This is a genomic window from Mucilaginibacter ginkgonis (assembly GCF_009754905.2).
GTDB classification, from domain to species: Bacteria; Bacteroidota; Bacteroidia; order Sphingobacteriales; family Sphingobacteriaceae; genus Mucilaginibacter; species Mucilaginibacter ginkgonis.
Genome location: NZ_CP066775.1, coordinates 279,720 through 296,208 on the forward strand (window position 1 = coordinate 279,720; position 16,489 = coordinate 296,208).

Annotated in this window: 17 protein-coding genes, 1 tRNA gene and 1 pseudogene; 16 read left to right on the top strand and 3 right to left on the bottom strand. The window is 40.7% G+C overall.

The window, feature by feature from the left end:
* Window positions 1–32 precede the first annotated feature (32 nt).
* From mreC to rodA, 4 genes are read left to right on the top strand one after another with little or no spacing between them, the layout of a single operon-like run.
* On the top strand, window positions 33–866 hold the full coding sequence (mreC, locus tag GO620_RS01265) for a rod shape-determining protein MreC (protein WP_157523072.1): 834 nt from the start codon (window positions 33–35) through the stop codon (window positions 864–866).
* Window positions 859–1,377, top strand: a complete 519-nt coding sequence (locus tag GO620_RS01270) for a rod shape-determining protein MreD (RefSeq protein ID WP_157523070.1) — start codon at window positions 859–861, stop codon at window positions 1,375–1,377. The genes mreC and GO620_RS01270 overlap by 8 nt, the downstream gene beginning before the upstream one ends.
* Window positions 1,374–3,374 carry a penicillin-binding protein 2 gene (gene mrdA / locus GO620_RS01275; protein ID WP_157523067.1) on the top strand — a complete coding sequence of 667 codons (2,001 nt, stop codon included), beginning with the start codon at window positions 1,374–1,376 and terminating at the stop codon, window positions 3,372–3,374. The genes GO620_RS01270 and mrdA overlap by 4 nt, the downstream gene beginning before the upstream one ends.
* Window positions 3,364–4,641 carry a rod shape-determining protein RodA gene (gene rodA / locus GO620_RS01280; protein ID WP_157523065.1) on the top strand — a complete coding sequence of 426 codons (1,278 nt, stop codon included), beginning with the start codon at window positions 3,364–3,366 and terminating at the stop codon, window positions 4,639–4,641. The genes mrdA and rodA overlap by 11 nt, the downstream gene beginning before the upstream one ends.
* Here the strand turns inward: rodA and GO620_RS01285 are convergent.
* Window positions 4,634–5,722, bottom strand: coding sequence for a hypothetical protein (locus tag GO620_RS01285; protein ID WP_157523061.1), 1,089 nt, complete (start codon window positions 5,720–5,722; stop codon window positions 4,634–4,636). The genes rodA and GO620_RS01285 overlap by 8 nt on opposite strands.
* 71 nt (window positions 5,723–5,793) lie before the next feature.
* Here GO620_RS01285 and GO620_RS01290 point away from each other — a divergent pair, with 71 nt between their 5' ends.
* The 6 genes from GO620_RS01290 (at window position 5,794) to GO620_RS17165 (ending at window position 9,154) form a co-directional block, all read left to right on the top strand.
* On the top strand, window positions 5,794–6,390 hold the full coding sequence (locus GO620_RS01290; RefSeq protein WP_157523058.1) for a thymidine kinase: 597 nt from the start codon (window positions 5,794–5,796) through the stop codon (window positions 6,388–6,390).
* Between the two features lie 139 nt (window positions 6,391–6,529).
* Window positions 6,530–6,898, top strand: a complete 369-nt coding sequence (locus GO620_RS01295; protein WP_157523054.1) for a response regulator — start codon at window positions 6,530–6,532, stop codon at window positions 6,896–6,898.
* Window positions 6,899–7,009: 111 nt separating this feature from the next.
* Window positions 7,010–7,082 (top strand) — tRNA-Lys (locus GO620_RS01300).
* 236 nt (window positions 7,083–7,318) lie between these two features.
* A complete protein-coding gene (locus GO620_RS01305; RefSeq protein ID WP_198173481.1) occupies window positions 7,319–8,563 on the top strand; it encodes a site-specific integrase in 1,245 nt (414 codons plus the stop codon).
* A 96-nt stretch (window positions 8,564–8,659) separates the two neighbouring features.
* Window positions 8,660–8,878, top strand: a complete 219-nt coding sequence (locus tag GO620_RS17160; protein ID WP_244139444.1) for an ORF6N domain-containing protein — start codon at window positions 8,660–8,662, stop codon at window positions 8,876–8,878.
* Window positions 8,879–9,154, top strand: coding sequence for a hypothetical protein (locus tag GO620_RS17165; protein WP_244139445.1), 276 nt, complete (start codon window positions 8,879–8,881; stop codon window positions 9,152–9,154). It begins immediately after the preceding gene.
* A gap of 925 nt (window positions 9,155–10,079) precedes the next feature.
* Here GO620_RS17165 and GO620_RS01315 read toward each other — a convergent pair.
* Window positions 10,080–10,298, bottom strand: coding sequence for a hypothetical protein (locus tag GO620_RS01315; protein WP_157523049.1), 219 nt, complete (start codon window positions 10,296–10,298; stop codon window positions 10,080–10,082).
* Between the two features lie 132 nt (window positions 10,299–10,430).
* Between GO620_RS01315 and GO620_RS17410 the strand changes: the two are divergent.
* The 6 genes and pseudogenes from GO620_RS17410 to GO620_RS01340 all read left to right on the top strand — a co-directional run.
* A pseudogene (locus tag GO620_RS17410) lies at window positions 10,431–10,694 on the top strand (DUF6597 domain-containing transcriptional factor); the annotation flags it as partial.
* 63 nt (window positions 10,695–10,757) lie between these two features.
* Entirely contained in the window at window positions 10,758–11,204 is a 447-nt protein-coding gene (locus GO620_RS01320; RefSeq protein ID WP_198173480.1) for a helix-turn-helix domain-containing protein, read from the top strand.
* A gap of 66 nt (window positions 11,205–11,270) precedes the next feature.
* The gene (locus GO620_RS01325; RefSeq protein WP_157523042.1) at window positions 11,271–11,669 is read left to right on the top strand and encodes a DUF1398 domain-containing protein; all 399 of its coding nucleotides are present in this window, start codon (window positions 11,271–11,273) and stop codon (window positions 11,667–11,669) included.
* A 657-nt stretch (window positions 11,670–12,326) separates the two neighbouring features.
* The gene (locus GO620_RS01330; RefSeq protein WP_157523039.1) at window positions 12,327–13,148 is read left to right on the top strand and encodes an abortive infection family protein; all 822 of its coding nucleotides are present in this window, start codon (window positions 12,327–12,329) and stop codon (window positions 13,146–13,148) included.
* A 27-nt stretch (window positions 13,149–13,175) separates the two neighbouring features.
* Complete coding sequence (locus GO620_RS01335; RefSeq protein WP_157523036.1) at window positions 13,176–14,162, top strand: phage exclusion protein Lit family protein; 987 nt, start codon at window positions 13,176–13,178, stop codon at window positions 14,160–14,162.
* Between the two features lie 173 nt (window positions 14,163–14,335).
* On the top strand, window positions 14,336–16,117 hold the full coding sequence (locus GO620_RS01340; protein WP_157523033.1) for a DUF6119 family protein: 1,782 nt from the start codon (window positions 14,336–14,338) through the stop codon (window positions 16,115–16,117).
* 139 nt (window positions 16,118–16,256) lie between these two features.
* Here the strand turns inward: GO620_RS01340 and GO620_RS01345 are convergent, their stop codons facing one another.
* Window positions 16,257–16,466 carry a hypothetical protein gene (locus tag GO620_RS01345; RefSeq protein ID WP_157523030.1) on the bottom strand — a complete coding sequence of 70 codons (210 nt, stop codon included), beginning with the start codon at window positions 16,464–16,466 and terminating at the stop codon, window positions 16,257–16,259.
* Window positions 16,467–16,489 lie beyond the last annotated feature (23 nt).

Genomic DNA, 16,489 nt, shown 5'->3' on the forward strand with positions numbered 1-16,489 from the left:
CTATCATTCACTAACTCACTCATTGAAGGAACATGCGTAACCTCTTGATTTTTATAAACAAGTACAACGCATTTTTCTTTTTCCTGATATTTCAAGTCAGCGCGCTGATCATTTACATCAAGTACAATTCTTTTCAACGCGCTACATTTATCAACAGTTCTAACGAGGTTACCGGCAACATATACGGCCGCGTAAATAAGCTTAACCAATATCTTTATTTAAAGGAAAGTAACGATAGCCTGATGGCGGAGAATGCCCGCCTGCGCGGACGTTTAACCGGCGCGTTTTACCAGGACACTGCTGCCAAACATACAGTTGTAGATACCATCAATAAGCAGCAGTACACTTATATTGGTGCAAAAGTGATCAACAATTCGATCAATAAGTCCAATAACTACTTGACCATTAATCGCGGCAGCATAGCAGGCATTCAAAAGGATATGGGTGTTATTAGCAGTGCCGGGCTGGTTGGTTTGGTCGTAAATGTTTCGCCGCATTTTGCAACCATACGTTCTTTCTTGCACAAAGACACCAAGGTAAGCGCCATGCTTACCGACACAAAAGATATCGGCTCTATGATTTGGAATGAAGAGTCGGGGCCAAATACAGGATTACTGATTGACGTGCCAAACCATGTGAAGCCCAGGGTTGGCGAACCAGTTGTGACTTCCGGATTTTCATTATGGCCGGCTGGTATCCCTATTGGCAAGGTGAGCAACTTAAAAGCTAAGGGCGGGGGCTTCTTTTTAAATATGGAAGTTAAGCTTGCTGTTGATTACAGCCGCCTTGAGTATGTATACGTGGTAACCAATAAGCTTGCGGTGGAACAGGCAGCGTTGGAGGCGCAGCAAAAAACCAATGATTAGAGTATTGATCATAAATCTGCTGCGGTTTTTGTCGCTGGTGTTTTTACAGGTTTTCCTGTTAAAAAACTTGACATTATATAACCTGTCCACACCATATCCATACATTATTTTTATACTGCTGCTGCCGTTTGAGACGCCTAACTTTATATTGTTTTTACTGGCGTTTCTAACAGGTCTTACTATTGATGCCTTTTATGACACTCCCGGCCTGCATACTTCGGCTTGTGTGCTGCTGGCAGCCGTGCGCATCGCGTTTATTAGCATAACGGTGCAGCGCGACGGCTTTGATAACGAACCCGAGCCAACTTTAAGTGTCATGGGCTTTAGGTGGTTCTTCACGTATGCCAGCATTTTGACGCTGTTTCATCATTTCTTCCTCTTCAACCTCGAAGTTTTTCGCTGGTCAGAAATACAATACACCTTATTACGTTTTTTATTAAGTTCGGTTTTTACCGTATTTTTAATGCTGATATCAGGCTTCTTATTTTTCAGGAGCAGGGAACGTAAATGAACAGTTTTTTTGCGCGCCGGTACGTTATGGCCGGTATATTCATTACCTTTTGTTTGATACTGCTGGCAAGGCTGTTCTATATGCAGATCATTGATGACCGTTACCTGCTTTATGCCAACAATAACGTTATTCGCAAATTTATTGTCTACCCCGCGCGCGGGCCGATATTAGACCGTAATAACACCATACTGGTGCAAAACGTGCCGGTCTATGATGTTACCGTTTTGCCTAACGAAGTTAAGCCTTTTGACACCGTTGAATTTTGCAAACTGATAGGCATAGACCGCGAAGGCTTTGATAAACGCCTAACCAAAGCCATTAAGTATTCGCCGTACAGGGTCTCGATATTTGAGAAGCAGCTGCCTGTAAACGTTTATGCGTCTTTGCAGGAGCGCCTGCCCGAGTTCCCGGGATTTAACGTGCAGCCACGTACCATACGCACCTATCCCGACACTACAGCCGCCCAGTTTTTGGGTTACATTGGCGAGGTTACAGACCGCGACATAGAGAAATCGCATGGTTACTATCACCCCGGAGATTACATTGGGCGCACGGGTGTTGAGCGGTCGTATGAAGACTTGTTACGCGGGCAGCGGGGTGTTCAAAACGTTTTAGTGGATTCGAGAAACATACGCAAAGGAAGTTATGCCAACGGCGCGTTTGATACTGTGGCCGTTGCCGGCGACCGGTTGATGTCATCCCTTGATGCCCGAATTCAGAAACTGGGCGAAAAGCTGATGCAAAATAAGGTAGGCAGCATTGTAGCAATAGAGCCATCAACGGGCGAAATCCTGGCTTTCATCAGCAGCCCAACTTACGACCCAAACTTAATGGTTGGCCGGGAGCGGGGCAAGAATGTTTCTTTGATGTACAAAGACCCTTACAAGCCATTATTTACGCGGCCGGTGCAAGCATACTATCCGCCGGGGTCATCGTTTAAACCATTGAGTGCGTTAATTGCTATGCAAGAGGGCGTTATCACTCCGCAAACTACCTACTTTTGCCCGGGCTATTATACCGCAGGTAACAGGCATATAAAATGCTACAACGGCGAAAGGCATGGCTTGGTGACTTTAAGCACCGCGGTAGCACACTCGTGTAACGGATATTTCGACATGGTTTTTGAGCGGCTGATCAATAGGTTGGGCGCAAAAATGACCGACTCGTCTTTTACCAACTGGCGCAACAACGTAAATAAGTTCGGTTTAGGCAGTCGCCTGAACCTTGACTTGCCAAGCGAGGGCAAGGGATTCTTACCAACTTCTAAATATTACGATAAGGCATATCGCAAAGGGGGCTGGCGATCAAGCACTGTTATTTCTTTAGGTATTGGCCAAGGTGAGTTGTTAGCCACGCCTTTACAGTTGGCAAATGTTGAAGCTACCATTGCTAACCGCGGGTTTTATTATAAGCCTCACCTGATCAAAGCCATCGGAGACAAGCAAGTGATCAAGCATGAGTACACTATCCGTAACTATGTGGGTGTCGACTCGAATTACTTTGAGCCGGTGATAAATGGCATGCAAAGCGTGGTAGATGTGGGTACGGCTGCAGGCTCAAAAATCCCCGGCATTATCATGTGCGGTAAAACCGGTACTGCGGATAATCCGCATGGTAAACCGCATTCTGTGTTTGTGGCTTTCGCTCCGCGCGACAATCCGAAGATCGCCATAGCTGTGGTAGTAGAGAACGCGGGCCAGGGCGCTACCTGGGCAGCACCAATCGCCAGTTTCCTGGTTGAGAAATACTTAAAGGGAACCATCTCGTCGAGGCCGTCTGGAATATCGCTGGATTATTACGAGAGTGCCAACCTTTTACCCGAGTTGCCTGGCGCTAAACCTGTGTACAAACCTAAAGTTGACACTGTGCAGAAACCTGCTGCGGATACCTCTAAAAAGAATGCCGCACTTAAGGCGGCATCCCGTAAAAACAAGAAGCAGTTGAAGCCCGCTTTAATCGCGGCTTTGCCGGAAAGAGAGGAGGAGCATGCGCGATAGTACCATACAACGCGGCCTGTTTTATAATGTAGACTGGTTAACCGTGCTGCTTTACGTAGCCCTTTGCACTATAGGTTGGTTCAATATCCACTCTGCCGTTTATGACCCTCAGCATAAATACATTGTAGATTTTGACACCAATTATGGTAAGCAGTTTATCTACCTCATGTCGTCGGTGGTGCTGGCCATTTTTATCTTACTGTTAGATAACCGCTTTTTCGTAGCATTCGCGTCGATATTCTACGTTATTACTATTATACTGCTTATTGCTGTACTCGTCGTTGGGCGAAACGTTGGCGGTAACCAGGCATGGATACCTTTAGGCAGTTTCAGGCTGCAGCCTTCGGAGTTTGCCAAAGTGACAACGTGTATTCTCCTTGCCAGATATTTGAGTGGGACCAACATCCGCATAACAGAATGGAAATCATTTTTTGTGGCGGCGGGCATCATCGCGCTGCCTATGTTGCTGATCATGCTTCAGCCCGACACCGGTTCAACGCTGGTGTTCTGTTCGCTTATATTCGTGCTATATCGTGAAGGTTTATCACCATACTTTTTAGTGGTTATTGCGCTGCTAATCACGTTGTTCATACTCACGTTACTGTTTAACCAGATATATCTCGTTATAATGATCATCGCATTAGGCGCACTTTTAATCTGGATATTCAGGCGCTATCGCGGCGTTATGCTGATGCTGGTGATAGGCATAGCCATTTCCATCGGGTTTATCTTCAGTGTAAAATATCTGTACCAGAATGTTTTAAAACCGCATCAGAAAGAGCGTATAGACATCCTTTTAGGCCTCACAACAGACCTTCGGAAAAAGGGCTACAATGTAAACCAGTCTAAGATCGCAATAGGCTCGGGTAAGTTGTGGGGTAAAGGTTATTTGCAGGGCACGCAAACCAAATATTCATTTGTACCAGAGCAAAGCACTGATTTTATTTTCTGTACCGTAGGCGAAGAGTGGGGTTTTGCAGGTTCTGTAGTTGTAATCGGGCTTTACCTGTTTTTGCTGTTACGCATCATTGTCATTGCCGAACGACAGCGGTCGCCATTCTCGAGGATATACGCCTACGGGGTTGCTTCGGTGATATTTTTCCACGTGATCATCAATATCGGGATGACCATTGGCTTGGTGCCGGTAATAGGTATTCCGCTGCCATATATCAGTTATGGCGGTTCTTCATTATGGAGCTTTACGATTTTGTTGTTCGTATTGATCAAGCTCGACTCGAACCGTATGGGAACTATCAGCCCTAATTAGGGAAACGGCGTTTTAACAGGTCCTCAAATTTACGGCGCGCCTCGGGCTTACTGCGCCAGTTGTTTTTCTCCTCATAATTCACGGATAAAAAACGCTGTGCATCTTCGAGTTTATTAAAGCGGTTTAGTATTTCGATGGCTTCGCTGTACGCCAGGCTATATCCATTAAATAAGTCGCGCACAAAAAGCATCTTGTCATTAAGCGTTATTGCCGATTTCAAGTCCGTAATTGGCTGCGCGGGTGCAGGCGCGTTGCTGTTCATTTGTGCTGACATGCGATCATTGAAAGTAAGCGGCTTCTCATCCTGCGCATGAGCTGGTGTATGCACATCGTCGGTATAATGGTTTGGTACAGGTTCGGGTTCGCTATGCGCCACTTCACTTTCCTCAGCCTGATCGGCCAATGCTTCGGCTATTGTTTCCCGGTGTGGTTCATCATCACTAAAGGCTGAAGATTCATTCAGATGAAATTCCTGCCCTTCGTTTGACGTCTCGGTTGATCTTATAAATGAAAAATGATCTTGCCCTGTATCAGGGCGTAGGTCTATATCGTGTACCGGTGTGTCCGCAGCAACCTCTTGGCTGCTTTCCTGAATAGTCTCGGCAGCATGTTCTTGTGCAGGTTCATACTCATATTCTGCTTCTTCCAGGTAAGCAATATCATCATGATCGGTATCGTCCTCTGTATTCTCCGGCGCAGTGTTTTGAGGTCCGTCCGGGGTAAAATCAAACTCAGATGCAGGTTGATTTTCCGGCTGTCGTACCTCCGTAAAATTTGTCTCTGTTTGCGGTTCTGTATCCGGTGCCTGGTTTACCGGTTCTATAAATTCTGTAACTGTTGTTGGTATTTCCTGAGGTTTCACTTGGCTTATAGCCGGTTCTGCAGTGTTCGGTTTTGCAGCCAGCGAAGCGTTTAGTTTTCTCAATACCTCGAGGTGATCGCCAAGGAAATCTGCGTTGGCGGCAAAGAGTTCAAGTTCAAGATCATCAAGCGGGAGCGTTTGCGTTTTAAGGTAATTGTACTGCTCTGTGAGTTCGCTAATTATGCCGCCAATCTTATTGAAAACCTCTTCTTGCCTCATAGTATGTTAGGAAAATGCTTCTCAAAAGTAGGATTTAATTCTGATATTAGTCCTCCCGTAAATTGATTGTAATGCTGTTTAGCGAAGATGTTTTTAGGAGAAAAAGTGAGCTTGGCGGCAGCATTGAGGTAATATGCGGGTCTATGTTTTCGGGCAAAACAGAAGAGCTGATCCGCAGAATAAAACGTGCGCAAATTGCCAGGCTAAGGGTAGAAATATTTAAGCCTAAGACAGACATCCGTTATGACGATACCGACGTGGTATCGCACGACAAAAATTCGATTCATTCCATTCCGGTTGACCATTCATCTGTGCTATTATTGATGGTGACAGATGATACAGATGTTGTTGGTATAGATGAGGCCCAATTTTTCGACGACGAACTTCCCAACGTTTGCAATGTACTTGCCAACCGTGGCATACGTGTGATTGTCGCGGGTTTAGATATGGACTTCAAGGGGTTGCCATTCGGCCCCATGCCCGCTATAATGGCTATTGCAGAATCCATTACCAAAGTAAACGCTGTATGTGTAAAATGCGGTAACCCTGCCCTGTATTCGTACCGATTGGTGCCTAATGGTGCACGTGTTTTGCTTGGCGAAAAAGAGAGCTATGAGCCACGCTGCCGCAAGTGTTTCAACCTGGGCCCGTCGCTTGATAATAAGTAGGGCCCGTCAATGGTACAAATCTTAAAAATTCTTTAGAAAAAGTTTACCCTGGCAAACAAAATGCCGCATAACTGGTGTTATAGCATATTAATAACAAGCGACTATTTGTAGCCTATACACTTACAGGGAATACACTGCCATGTCTAAAAAACGAATACTACTAATTGAGGATGATAAAGACATAAGGGACACCATAACCTTTGCCTTGCAAGGCGACTATGAGATAACCTCATCTGATAACGCCCGCATTTTGAAAAACCTGAGCGAGATAGACCCCCACCTGATCTTGCTTGACAACTGGCTTACCGATTGGAAGAGTGATGCCAACGGGCAGCAATTAAGTAAAGAGATCAAAAGCAACCCGGCTACAAGTCATTACCCGGTAGTTATTGTTTCGGCAGTGAGCAACATAAAAGAGACGGCAGACGCCGGACTTTCTGACGGATACCTTAAAAAACCCTTCGAACTTAAAGAGCTGGAAGCAATAGTAAAAAAACATATAAGGTAGAAATCAGCTATTTACAGCGCGATTTTTGTGCTTTTATGTTTTTTGAAAATTATGGTTGCAGATAAAGGCCGATAACCCTATATTTGCACCACTTTATCGGAAACGATAAATGATTCCGTAGCTCAGCCGGTAGAGCATAACACTTTTAATGTTGGGGTCCTGGGTTCGAGTCCCAGCGGGATCACGGAAAGATCATCAAAGTAATAAAGGCTTCTTGAAAAAGAGGCCTTTTTTGCGTTAAAACGCAATTTTCTCAAATATTTCAATACAAGTAAGCACAACCGAATACAACCAAAAAGGTACTCTATTCGGTACTCATTTGTTTTTTCAGAAATTTGAGTACCGAATCAATCTGACTTTAATATGTATCTGTTTGATTTACAGTTTATTGGGCCATGTATCACAAAAAAGGAAATGGTTATGAAAGTAAATGAAGATCTGTCAATTTTATTTTGGCTTAAACACGAGAAAGGAACGAAAGATGGCAAAGTGCCCATCTATGTTAGAATTACGGTTAAAGGCAGGCGGGACAATTTTTCTTCGGGTAAAAAACTGCTTCCAGAGTATTGGAATGATAAGCTTGAAAAAGTTGCGAAAGCATGTCCGGACGCCAATCTCATTAACAGCTATATAACAAAGACTAGAGCTGACATAGAAAAATGCTACAACCAATTATCGGTGACAAATAATATCACTACGGCTGCAATGGTTAAGGAACTTTACATGCCAAAACAAGCAACTAAGCATACTCTGATGAAGGCTTTCGATGCCCACAACGGAGAGTTTGAAGAGCGTATTTCAAAGGGTAAAGGGTCAATAGGCACTTTAAAGCGTTACGAGCGATTAAGAAACAAGGTGATTGACTTCCTAGGTAAAAAATATAAACACACGGATATAAATTTGGATGATATTCAGTATTCAACCGCGGCAGACTTTTACCATTATTTGATCATGCAAGACATTGACGATAATGCAGCGTTTAAGTACGTTAAGACCCTAAAGCAAGTTGTTAAAAAAGCTGTTGACAAGGGATGGATTAAGCATAGTCCGATCAATGGTTTCAAGTGCCCTTATAATGACCCGGACAGGGAATATTTAGAAATGCATGAAATAATTTCCATGTATAACAAGCATATTCCTAACGACCGGCTTTCAGAGGTAAGGGATGCCTATATATTCTGTTGCTTTACGGGTTATGCCTATGAAACAGTTTATAACCTCGAACCAGGAAATATTTTTCGAGGCTTAAATGGAAGATTTTGGATTACAAAAGAAAGAGCCAAAACAGGTTCTGAAGAAACCGTGCCACTTTTGCCAATTGCATTGGAAATTATTGAGAAATATAAAAGCCATCCTTATTGCACCGATAACAACAAGTTGCTTCCTGTTAATTGTAACCAACGCTATAATTCATATCTGAAAGAAGTTGCTAACATCTGTAACATCAATAAACATTTAACAACCCATACTGCCCGACACACTTTTGCTACAACAGTTACACTTGAGAACGACGTGCCGATCGAAACAGTTAGTAAGATGCTTGGTCATAAAGACTTACGAACAACTCAAATATATGCCAAGATTACTAAACTTAAAATCAGTAATAATATGGCTGACCTCGAAAGCAAATTATTTAATAAAGTTGGGCAACTAAATGGCGTTTGAGTAAATATGTGATAACAATTTGCAATCCTAATTTTTTCCAAAACACTTAAATAAGAAATAATAACTACTATACCAACAACTCCATACGAGATCATCATGAACAAAATCTTTTTCATAGGAGGTCAGAAGGTAATATTAGATAGCGACTTGGCAGAATTGTACGGTGTGGAAACGAGAAGATTAAATGAACAGGTTGCAAGGAATACTGATCGGTACTCCGACGATTTTATGTTCAGGTCAAATGAAAAAGAGTTTGAAGGTTTGATGTCGCAAAGTGCGACATTAAAGAGGGAGGGCATAAAAAAACTGCCCTAAGTGTTTACTGAACATGGCGTGTTATTGTTATCCAGCGTGTTAACCAGTAAACAAGTTATTCAAGTGAATATACAGGTAATGAGAATATTTACCCGTATACGTCTAATGATTTTCGATAACACTGAACTGCGCTTAGAAATTGAGAAAATTAAAACCAAATTGGATAATCAGGATAAAAATATGAAAATTGTATTTGTTTATTTAGATGAGCTGATTGAGAGCAAAAAAGTTCAAAAATCTCGAAAACGAATTGGTTTTAAATTTGATGAGTTGTAATAATCAACCTAAAATCATTATTTCAAGAACGAGATAATCATTTGGGAATAAAAGGCTATCTGTTCTTTACTGTAGAGCCCGGCCAGGTAGAAAAAATAAATTGCGACCATTGTCTTCTTTATCGTGTTGGCACTGACGATAAAAGATTCGGTATTCTCTGTCGTTTGCCTGTGCATATATCAATTTAACACCAATTTGTTCAAACATAAGAAGTGTGATCAATTGCTGGAGGTGCCAGACATTTTGAATGATGGTCGTAATGCTTACCAGATGAAAATAGTTAAGCCGAAAAGCGTGTCCTGCGCAATTTCTGTTTCACGAACATTGATCTGAGGAAAATTGTTCCAGAAGCTAATCGTACTGTTGATATTGTCATTGATTTTAAAGGCGATATCATCTGGTTTTTATAGCTCACTGGTAGGCATCTTTTGGCCTCATATTCAAGCTATGTCCCAGATGTTTACCCAATCCTCCAAACCGTCAAAAGAATGTGTATACTTTCAAAAAACTCGTTTTCACCGCTGGAAATATAGGTTCCAAAGACGATTTATGCAGCATAAAATTAGCGGTTTGTATGCCGCTCCAAAAGAGCTGATTTTAAGCCGGTTACAACCGAAAAGGCTCAGGGGCTGTCCCTTTGTATACGTACACCAAATGGTATAACCGGCAGTTCAAAGAAAAGTTGGAGAAATCCATGTTGGGAGCCGAAGACAGTAATAGTCTTGGGGAAGCATTCGAGCCAAAGAATAGCTGTCCGTTAAAATGCTAATCAGGAAATTCGGGTAAGAACCAAAATCCGTTAATATTTTCTTCATTAATCATCGATCACTTTTACATACGGGTTTTCATTAAACATCAACCATTCTTTATAAACTCGGCTGTATCTGAATTCTATTCCCGGAATCTTACACTGGAAAAATTGACATCACCCGAACTTGTCTTTAGCAAAAGAATTCAATGCTCTATCATAATCAGTGAAGTCTTCGTTCGCTTGACGATTGCCGCGTATCCAGTAATTGATGCCTTGATAAATCATGAGGTAAGAACCATAGAACAATGCGTAACTTATAAAGCTATGTTTACCAATAGCCATATAAGTTGCTGTAACAAGAATAATCAAGGCGACATTTGCTAAGTAAGACATGGTGACTTGATGCGTTTATTGAAGGTATTAAAATAATCCATAAGCCTACTTGCCTCTCCACTTTCTATTGCTACAACAGGATAAGGCAAGCTATATTTATTTTACTATCAGTATCTTTGGTCAACACAGAACATGCGATACGAACTTGTAAAGCCGTGTGCAAGATTGGCACCATACGTTAAGCACTTTGCTATCTCTGAGAATGAAAGCGAGCAATCTTACAATGTGTTGCCAGATACCTCGCTGGTCATGGGATTTCAATATCGGGGCGCACTAAGTCATGTCGAAGGTGACGTCCAGCGACCATTGGCACAAAATGGCATTACTGGTATACTTGATGCATGCAGAGTCTTTAAGAATGTTTCCGATACACGTTCCATATTAGTAGTTTTCAACGAAGCTGGCGCAAGTCAGTTCATAGCTGAGCCATTGCAAAAGTTGTATTCACAAAGTCTATCCTTGAATGATCTGGTTAAGGACTATCATTTAAGTCTTGTTCAGGAACAGCTATTGGAGAGTAGCGGCGACGTTCAGCGACTTGCTTGTATAGAGCAGTTCCTACTAACGAATATGACCGGCAGGGAAGCAGACAAATTGGTTGAGGCTGCTATTGATCTGATCGACAATTCACAAGGCACTATCCGTATTGAAGCTATGGCTAGACAACTTAATACAAGTTTAAGTCCGCTTGAGAAACGATTCAGGGCGATCGTTGGAACAACGCCGAAGAAGTATGCGACAATAGTTAGAATGAAACGTATGCTCCAGGCTTTAGAGATCAATGATAAGCAAAAGGCAGATTACCTTTTAGACTTCTACGACCAGTCCCACTTCATACACCAGTTCAAGAAGTTTACATCCTTAACGCCACAACAGTATTACAAACAGTACAGAAAGGCTGATTGAAAAACGATTTTTTACAATCGTGCCATAACGAGACAGACTACCTTCGCTGGACATAACAAACACAACATGTTCACATTAGAAGAATTAAAAGCGGCCCATGCAAGGGTTAAAACTGGTGCAGATTTTCCAAATTACATCCAAGAGATTAAGAAATTAGGTTTAGCAACATATGAATTTATTGTAAGTGATGGTTCGACTAACTATTACTCACAAGGGGGATATTGCATAAAAGGGGAAGCCATTTATCCAGCGTTACGTATCGCGAAAGCGTCATCGATTCAAGACGTTGAGCACGCTATATCAATCCATCAGCAGGGACAGACAGACTTTATGACGTTTTGTAAGCAGGTTGCAGATGCGGGAGTTGAAAAATGGATTATTGACACAAACAACATGCTTTGCACTTATTTAGATTGTTCAGGTACAATACTGATTGCAGAGCCGATACCGGAAGGCGCTTATTAATCAGCAGTATAATTCCATTACCGCAAGCCTATGCTATTCAATCCCAAAGAAGCTGTTTACAGGGAATGAATAGCTTTGCCTGTGGCCGTGTCGCAAAGGCCATATCCTACATGGTACAATAGCATTACGCTCCTTAAATGCAACAAAGCTAACGCCAGGTGTGGTTAAGCTTCGTTAATCCTGCCGGCACGTCTTACTTAACTGCAATCCCAGTACTCATGCACATTTTTTATTTACTTAACTTCATATTAGACACCCTGTAAATAAAATGTGCGCTTTCCATTCCATAGCAACCTTTCATAAGCTTTGCTCCCGCAAATGACGTTGCTTCATATTCGCTTTCTCTGCATTTACAAACCTTTCCCTTGTGCTGCGTTTATCACTTGGTTTGGCAACCAGGTGAACTTGCAACGATCATGATATGTAAATGTAATCGCTCATCATAATTTTAGCTCGCCTGCTTCCTCGCAAATGGCTTCAGCCTTGTCACACCTTCTGTTGCCACCACATGCCTTATAAGTCAAAAGCTGCGGCCAAGCCTTTGTGAAGCATTCTGTGAATCAGCTTTGTAGCTTTCTCTTCACAGACCATTTGCTCTACTCGCATCACGCTCGCAGAGTTTATGTATCTTTATCAAACTAACAATTTTAATTAAAGATGAACATCTCTGCATTGGTTATTAATCCGCTTGCAAAGTTTATTTGTGGTGACACCAATGAAGCACCCTACATGACTGGAACAACACTTGTCGAGTTCTTTAGGCGTTATGGATTTCAGGATAATTATGAATCAGGATTTCCATCTAGATGGGTTTACACTGAAGAGAAAGTTAAAAGCCTTAATGGAACAACCATATTAGAAGATGTACTCATAGATGTGCTAGATTCCAGACGATATCTGTTTGCTAAAGTAAGTTTTGAACATGCAATACATGCAGTCAACAACATTCTAAAGTTTGATGGGTATATGGTTGTTTTAGAGAATGACAAAGTTATTATTAAAGGAACTCAGATAGCCGCAGTAGAATCTAAGATAGCAGTGGCAATCGATCATAGATTCATCTTTGATCAAATAATTAAAGCTACTGAGAAGGTGAATAACGGTGATTATAGTGGAGCAATAACTAACGCTAGAAGTCTGATTGAAGCAGTATGTATCGATATCATAGAGAAGAAGGAAGCCATTGAAGTTAGAAATGACGGCAACGTAGATAGCCTATGGGCAAGAACTAAGAAAGCTCTTAAGCTTGACCTGAAAGACAAGACGGATCTACCTGAAAGCATATTTCAAATACTTGGTGGTATTGATACAGCGGTTAAGGGCTTCGCAGGTCTTAGCAACAATGCTTCTGATCGTCATGCTACTAAATTCAAAACTCGTAAGCATCATGCCAGGCTTGCTGTTAACCTTTCTTTAGCGATTGCAGACTTTCTATTCGAAAGTATGGAATATCAAAGCTCCAATAGTAACGCAACGTGAGTATTTAATACTATCGATCATAAGAATATGATAACACAAGAACTCGTCACTGATCCATATGAGCGTTTGTATAACAACCTTAAAAGATCTTTCGAGTCAGATGCGGATGGATTACCACCGTTAACGATTAAGTACATTCGAGAAAATAAAATTTCTATTGGCATCGATAGTTATAGTCAAAACTTTGCTTTTCCAAATGTCAATTTGCTTACGAAAACCATTATGGTAAATCAAGCATATCTAGGTTTTGTTTGGTGTTGTTCTTATTTCTTACTTGGAGTGAGCATCCTTGCCACTGAAACTTCTAATGAAAATGTGCAAGTTTTGAAATTCGATCATAGGGACGATTATGTTGAAATGAAGAAGGTTTTCAACTGGGGACAATCGCTTGTCTCAGGACTAAAAGTATGGCCTAAGGATATGGTAAGTCCTGTTGACGAACTTGCACTTGCCATTCAGGCGAATGCTTTAACCACATATACATTATCTTATGTTTTATATCATGAATTAGCGCACTTAATTCTTCATTCTAATTCTTTAGAATTTATTAAGATGGTTAAATCAGAAGGCTACAAGATGTCTCATGAAGACCGTCGACGGTCACGTAATATGGAACTTCAAGCTGACGACTTCGCTTTGATGTGTATAACAAGAACTAATAAGAATACAGATCAGGCTTTTGGTAGGTTCCTTGGCGCAATTGTAGCACATTTGACATCTATTTTAAGCGCACATAACGGAGACGTGAGAGGAGGTAAAATGCATCCTGATTCAGATGAACGGCTCAAACGAATAACCAAGCAATGCAACCTTTCTGACGATGATAGAATGTTTCTTAACCTAACAAAAGGAATAGGTTTACAACTCTACTTGGCGATAAATGATGTATTCTTTACAGATGCAATACCGTTGAGCACAATTCACAACGATTTCGATAGTCTTGAGTTAGATATATCTAGACTCATTGATGATCTAAAAGGTAGATATAATCTCTATTCAAAGCCCAGGCAATAACCACCAACTCGCAACCCACTTCGTTTTTCTGCATTGGTTTGTACGGCTCGATAAATCGAAAAATTAATATGATTAAAATTATTTATGTATCATTGTTTAGGTTGAATTTTAAGTCTGATATACAATGCCTTACCTAAACGCGCAGATTGTCAATATCACAATCAAATATCTTTATGATACCAACCGTTTTCAGAATTGATCGCACCCATAGTAAACTTGTAGGCTTAGAAGACTCTCACTCAATAATTCTTCAAATGCTTATAGAGTCTCATACAAAAAGAGATAAAGCTTTTGATGCTTCATTTTTAAACATTACGGCCTACAAAAAAGAGGATATACAATATTATCTTTATACATACACTGTTGATGACAAAGAATCTGATTGGGCAGACTTTCTTCCAAGTGAACTCAAAGGCGATGAATCATTTAAGCAAACGAAAGTTAACCTTATTCTGTTCATGGAAACTGATCATGAGTTGTTAGCGATATTTGGCGGAACTGGTTATCTTTTAATCGCGACCTTTATTGATCACTTGTTTGGCCTTACAACTTATGATAGAATTATTTCATTAGAAAAAGACGAAGCTGTGTCGACTAAGTCTAGAACAATCGCTGGTCAAAGAGCCGGTATCAGTGAACAGTATCGTGACGACTACAGGATGATTAACTATCTTGAATTTGGTAAAGTACCAAAAGAGCTTCATATAAAACTAGCTAATGAAACTAGTTTAACTCATTTTGAATTCTTACTTAACAAGTCGACTGAAAGATTGCAAATAACTGCTGGTCGCGGGTTTAAAATATCGAAAGATGTTGACTTTGACCTATTACATAGACTCTCGATTGAGTTGAACATTATAACAAGCTTGGCGCCCAAAGAGCTTCTAAGCTCTTATTTAAACATCACAGACAAGTTTGTCTTGACTGAATTGAAAAAGCTTTTAAATGAGAAAGTTTATAACAATATTGCTTATATTATCAATCAAAGTAATGATCCGAGAGATATCTTCGAGTTTGAATTTTGTAACCCTAATAAGATAGAAGAGTTTTACGAAGCTGAGCATTATGAGCTAGTTGAACCTTCTGAAACAAATAAAAGAAAGGATGGACTTTTTGCAACAGTTTTTAATAAAAACGAAATCTTCAAAACGGTACTAGAGAAAGCTTATACCATCTACGGCAATAATCAATCAGGACTTATCAACTATCTTTATAGTGTAAATATACATGCCTGCATTGGTAAAAAATCAGTGGCGTCGTCAGGTTTTATGTATCATTTTAATGCAGAATTCACTTTCAACGGTGAATCTGTTTTTTTGGTAGATGGGAAGTGGTACATTCTAAAAGAATCATTTATTGAAAGTCTGAAAAATCAAACTGAGCGTGTACTTAAAAATTCGAAACTTACATCAACTATAATTGATGAACCGTGGACTTATGATGTTGCAAGAAAACTGTTCAGTAATGAGGAAATTTACAACATGCTTTACAATGGGAGACCTAATTATATAGTCCTTGACAGGATTATCGCTGATGGAGTTGAACTATGCGATATACTTTTCATAACTGATGTCGAAATTTATCTAATTCATGTCAAACATAGCTTCACCGCTAGGGTAAGAGAGCTAACAAATCAAATATTGATAAGCGCGCGTAGGTTAACAGAGGCAATTTCGAGCAAACAAAAAGTCTTCTTCGATAAGCTTTATAATGGACTTAAAGCCAAGGGAAGGAGCACCAATAATTATTCTCAAGAAGAATTTTTTGAGTTGTTTTTAACTAGAAAACCAATTTATGTATTTGCTACTGCGTCTCATCTAGATGTTGATGTACCTATAGAATCGAATATAGATAAGTACGATTCAAATATTGCAAGATTCTCATTGACAACTACTTCAGCAGAAATGCAAACAAGTTACTATGAATTAAAAACGCATCAAATTCTAAGGGCATAGGTTATAACTCTAATATGATTATGTCGATAGATTCAGGCAAATTGATTCTCAAATACAAGTGGACGTTACCATGTCGCCTCGGCTTGTTCATTGAAGCTTAGTGCCATAAACTCGTATATACCCATGGTGAATGTTTAGTCTATGGTTCAACGATTGTTAGAATTGTCGCGGTGTTTATAAGCTTAGAATCACTAACCTCAATCTCTGGCTTTCCTTTATACAGGATGACTTTACCCTTGACTGAAAGTTCATTCTTTGCGTTAGTTGGTCGGCCATCAATTATCGGGTGGAAGAACTCATCAATCAGATAGCGCTTCTTGGCTTTAGCGTGTGCTTCGCCTTTAGCCACTATCGTTAGTAATTGATTTGGGA

Bases quoted from the DNA above. Each gene is read 5' to 3' on its own strand.
- GO620_RS01305 (WP_198173481.1), top strand. From the start codon at position 7,319: ATGAAAGTAAATGAAGATCTGTCAATTTTATTTTGGCTTAAACACGAG.
- rodA (WP_157523065.1), top strand. From the start codon at position 3,364: ATGCGCGATAGTACCATACAACGCGGCCTGTTTTATAATGTAGACTGG.
- mrdA (WP_157523067.1), top strand. From the start codon at position 1,374: ATGAACAGTTTTTTTGCGCGCCGGTACGTTATGGCCGGTATATTCATT.
- GO620_RS01295 (WP_157523054.1), top strand. From the start codon at position 6,530: ATGTCTAAAAAACGAATACTACTAATTGAGGATGATAAAGACATAAGG.
- GO620_RS01290 (WP_157523058.1), top strand. From the start codon at position 5,794: ATGCTGTTTAGCGAAGATGTTTTTAGGAGAAAAAGTGAGCTTGGCGGC.
- GO620_RS01340 (WP_157523033.1), top strand. From the start codon at position 14,336: ATGATACCAACCGTTTTCAGAATTGATCGCACCCATAGTAAACTTGTA.
- GO620_RS01325 (WP_157523042.1), top strand. From the start codon at position 11,271: ATGTTCACATTAGAAGAATTAAAAGCGGCCCATGCAAGGGTTAAAACT.
- GO620_RS01270 (WP_157523070.1), top strand. From the start codon at position 859: ATGATTAGAGTATTGATCATAAATCTGCTGCGGTTTTTGTCGCTGGTG.
- GO620_RS01285 (WP_157523061.1), bottom strand. From the start codon at position 5,722: ATGAGGCAAGAAGAGGTTTTCAATAAGATTGGCGGCATAATTAGCGAA.
- GO620_RS01330 (WP_157523039.1), top strand. From the start codon at position 12,327: ATGAACATCTCTGCATTGGTTATTAATCCGCTTGCAAAGTTTATTTGT.
- GO620_RS01335 (WP_157523036.1), top strand. From the start codon at position 13,176: ATGATAACACAAGAACTCGTCACTGATCCATATGAGCGTTTGTATAAC.
- GO620_RS17160 (WP_244139444.1), top strand. From the start codon at position 8,660: ATGAACAAAATCTTTTTCATAGGAGGTCAGAAGGTAATATTAGATAGC.
- GO620_RS01315 (WP_157523049.1), bottom strand. From the start codon at position 10,298: ATGTCTTACTTAGCAAATGTCGCCTTGATTATTCTTGTTACAGCAACT.
- mreC (WP_157523072.1), top strand. From the start codon at position 33: ATGCGTAACCTCTTGATTTTTATAAACAAGTACAACGCATTTTTCTTT.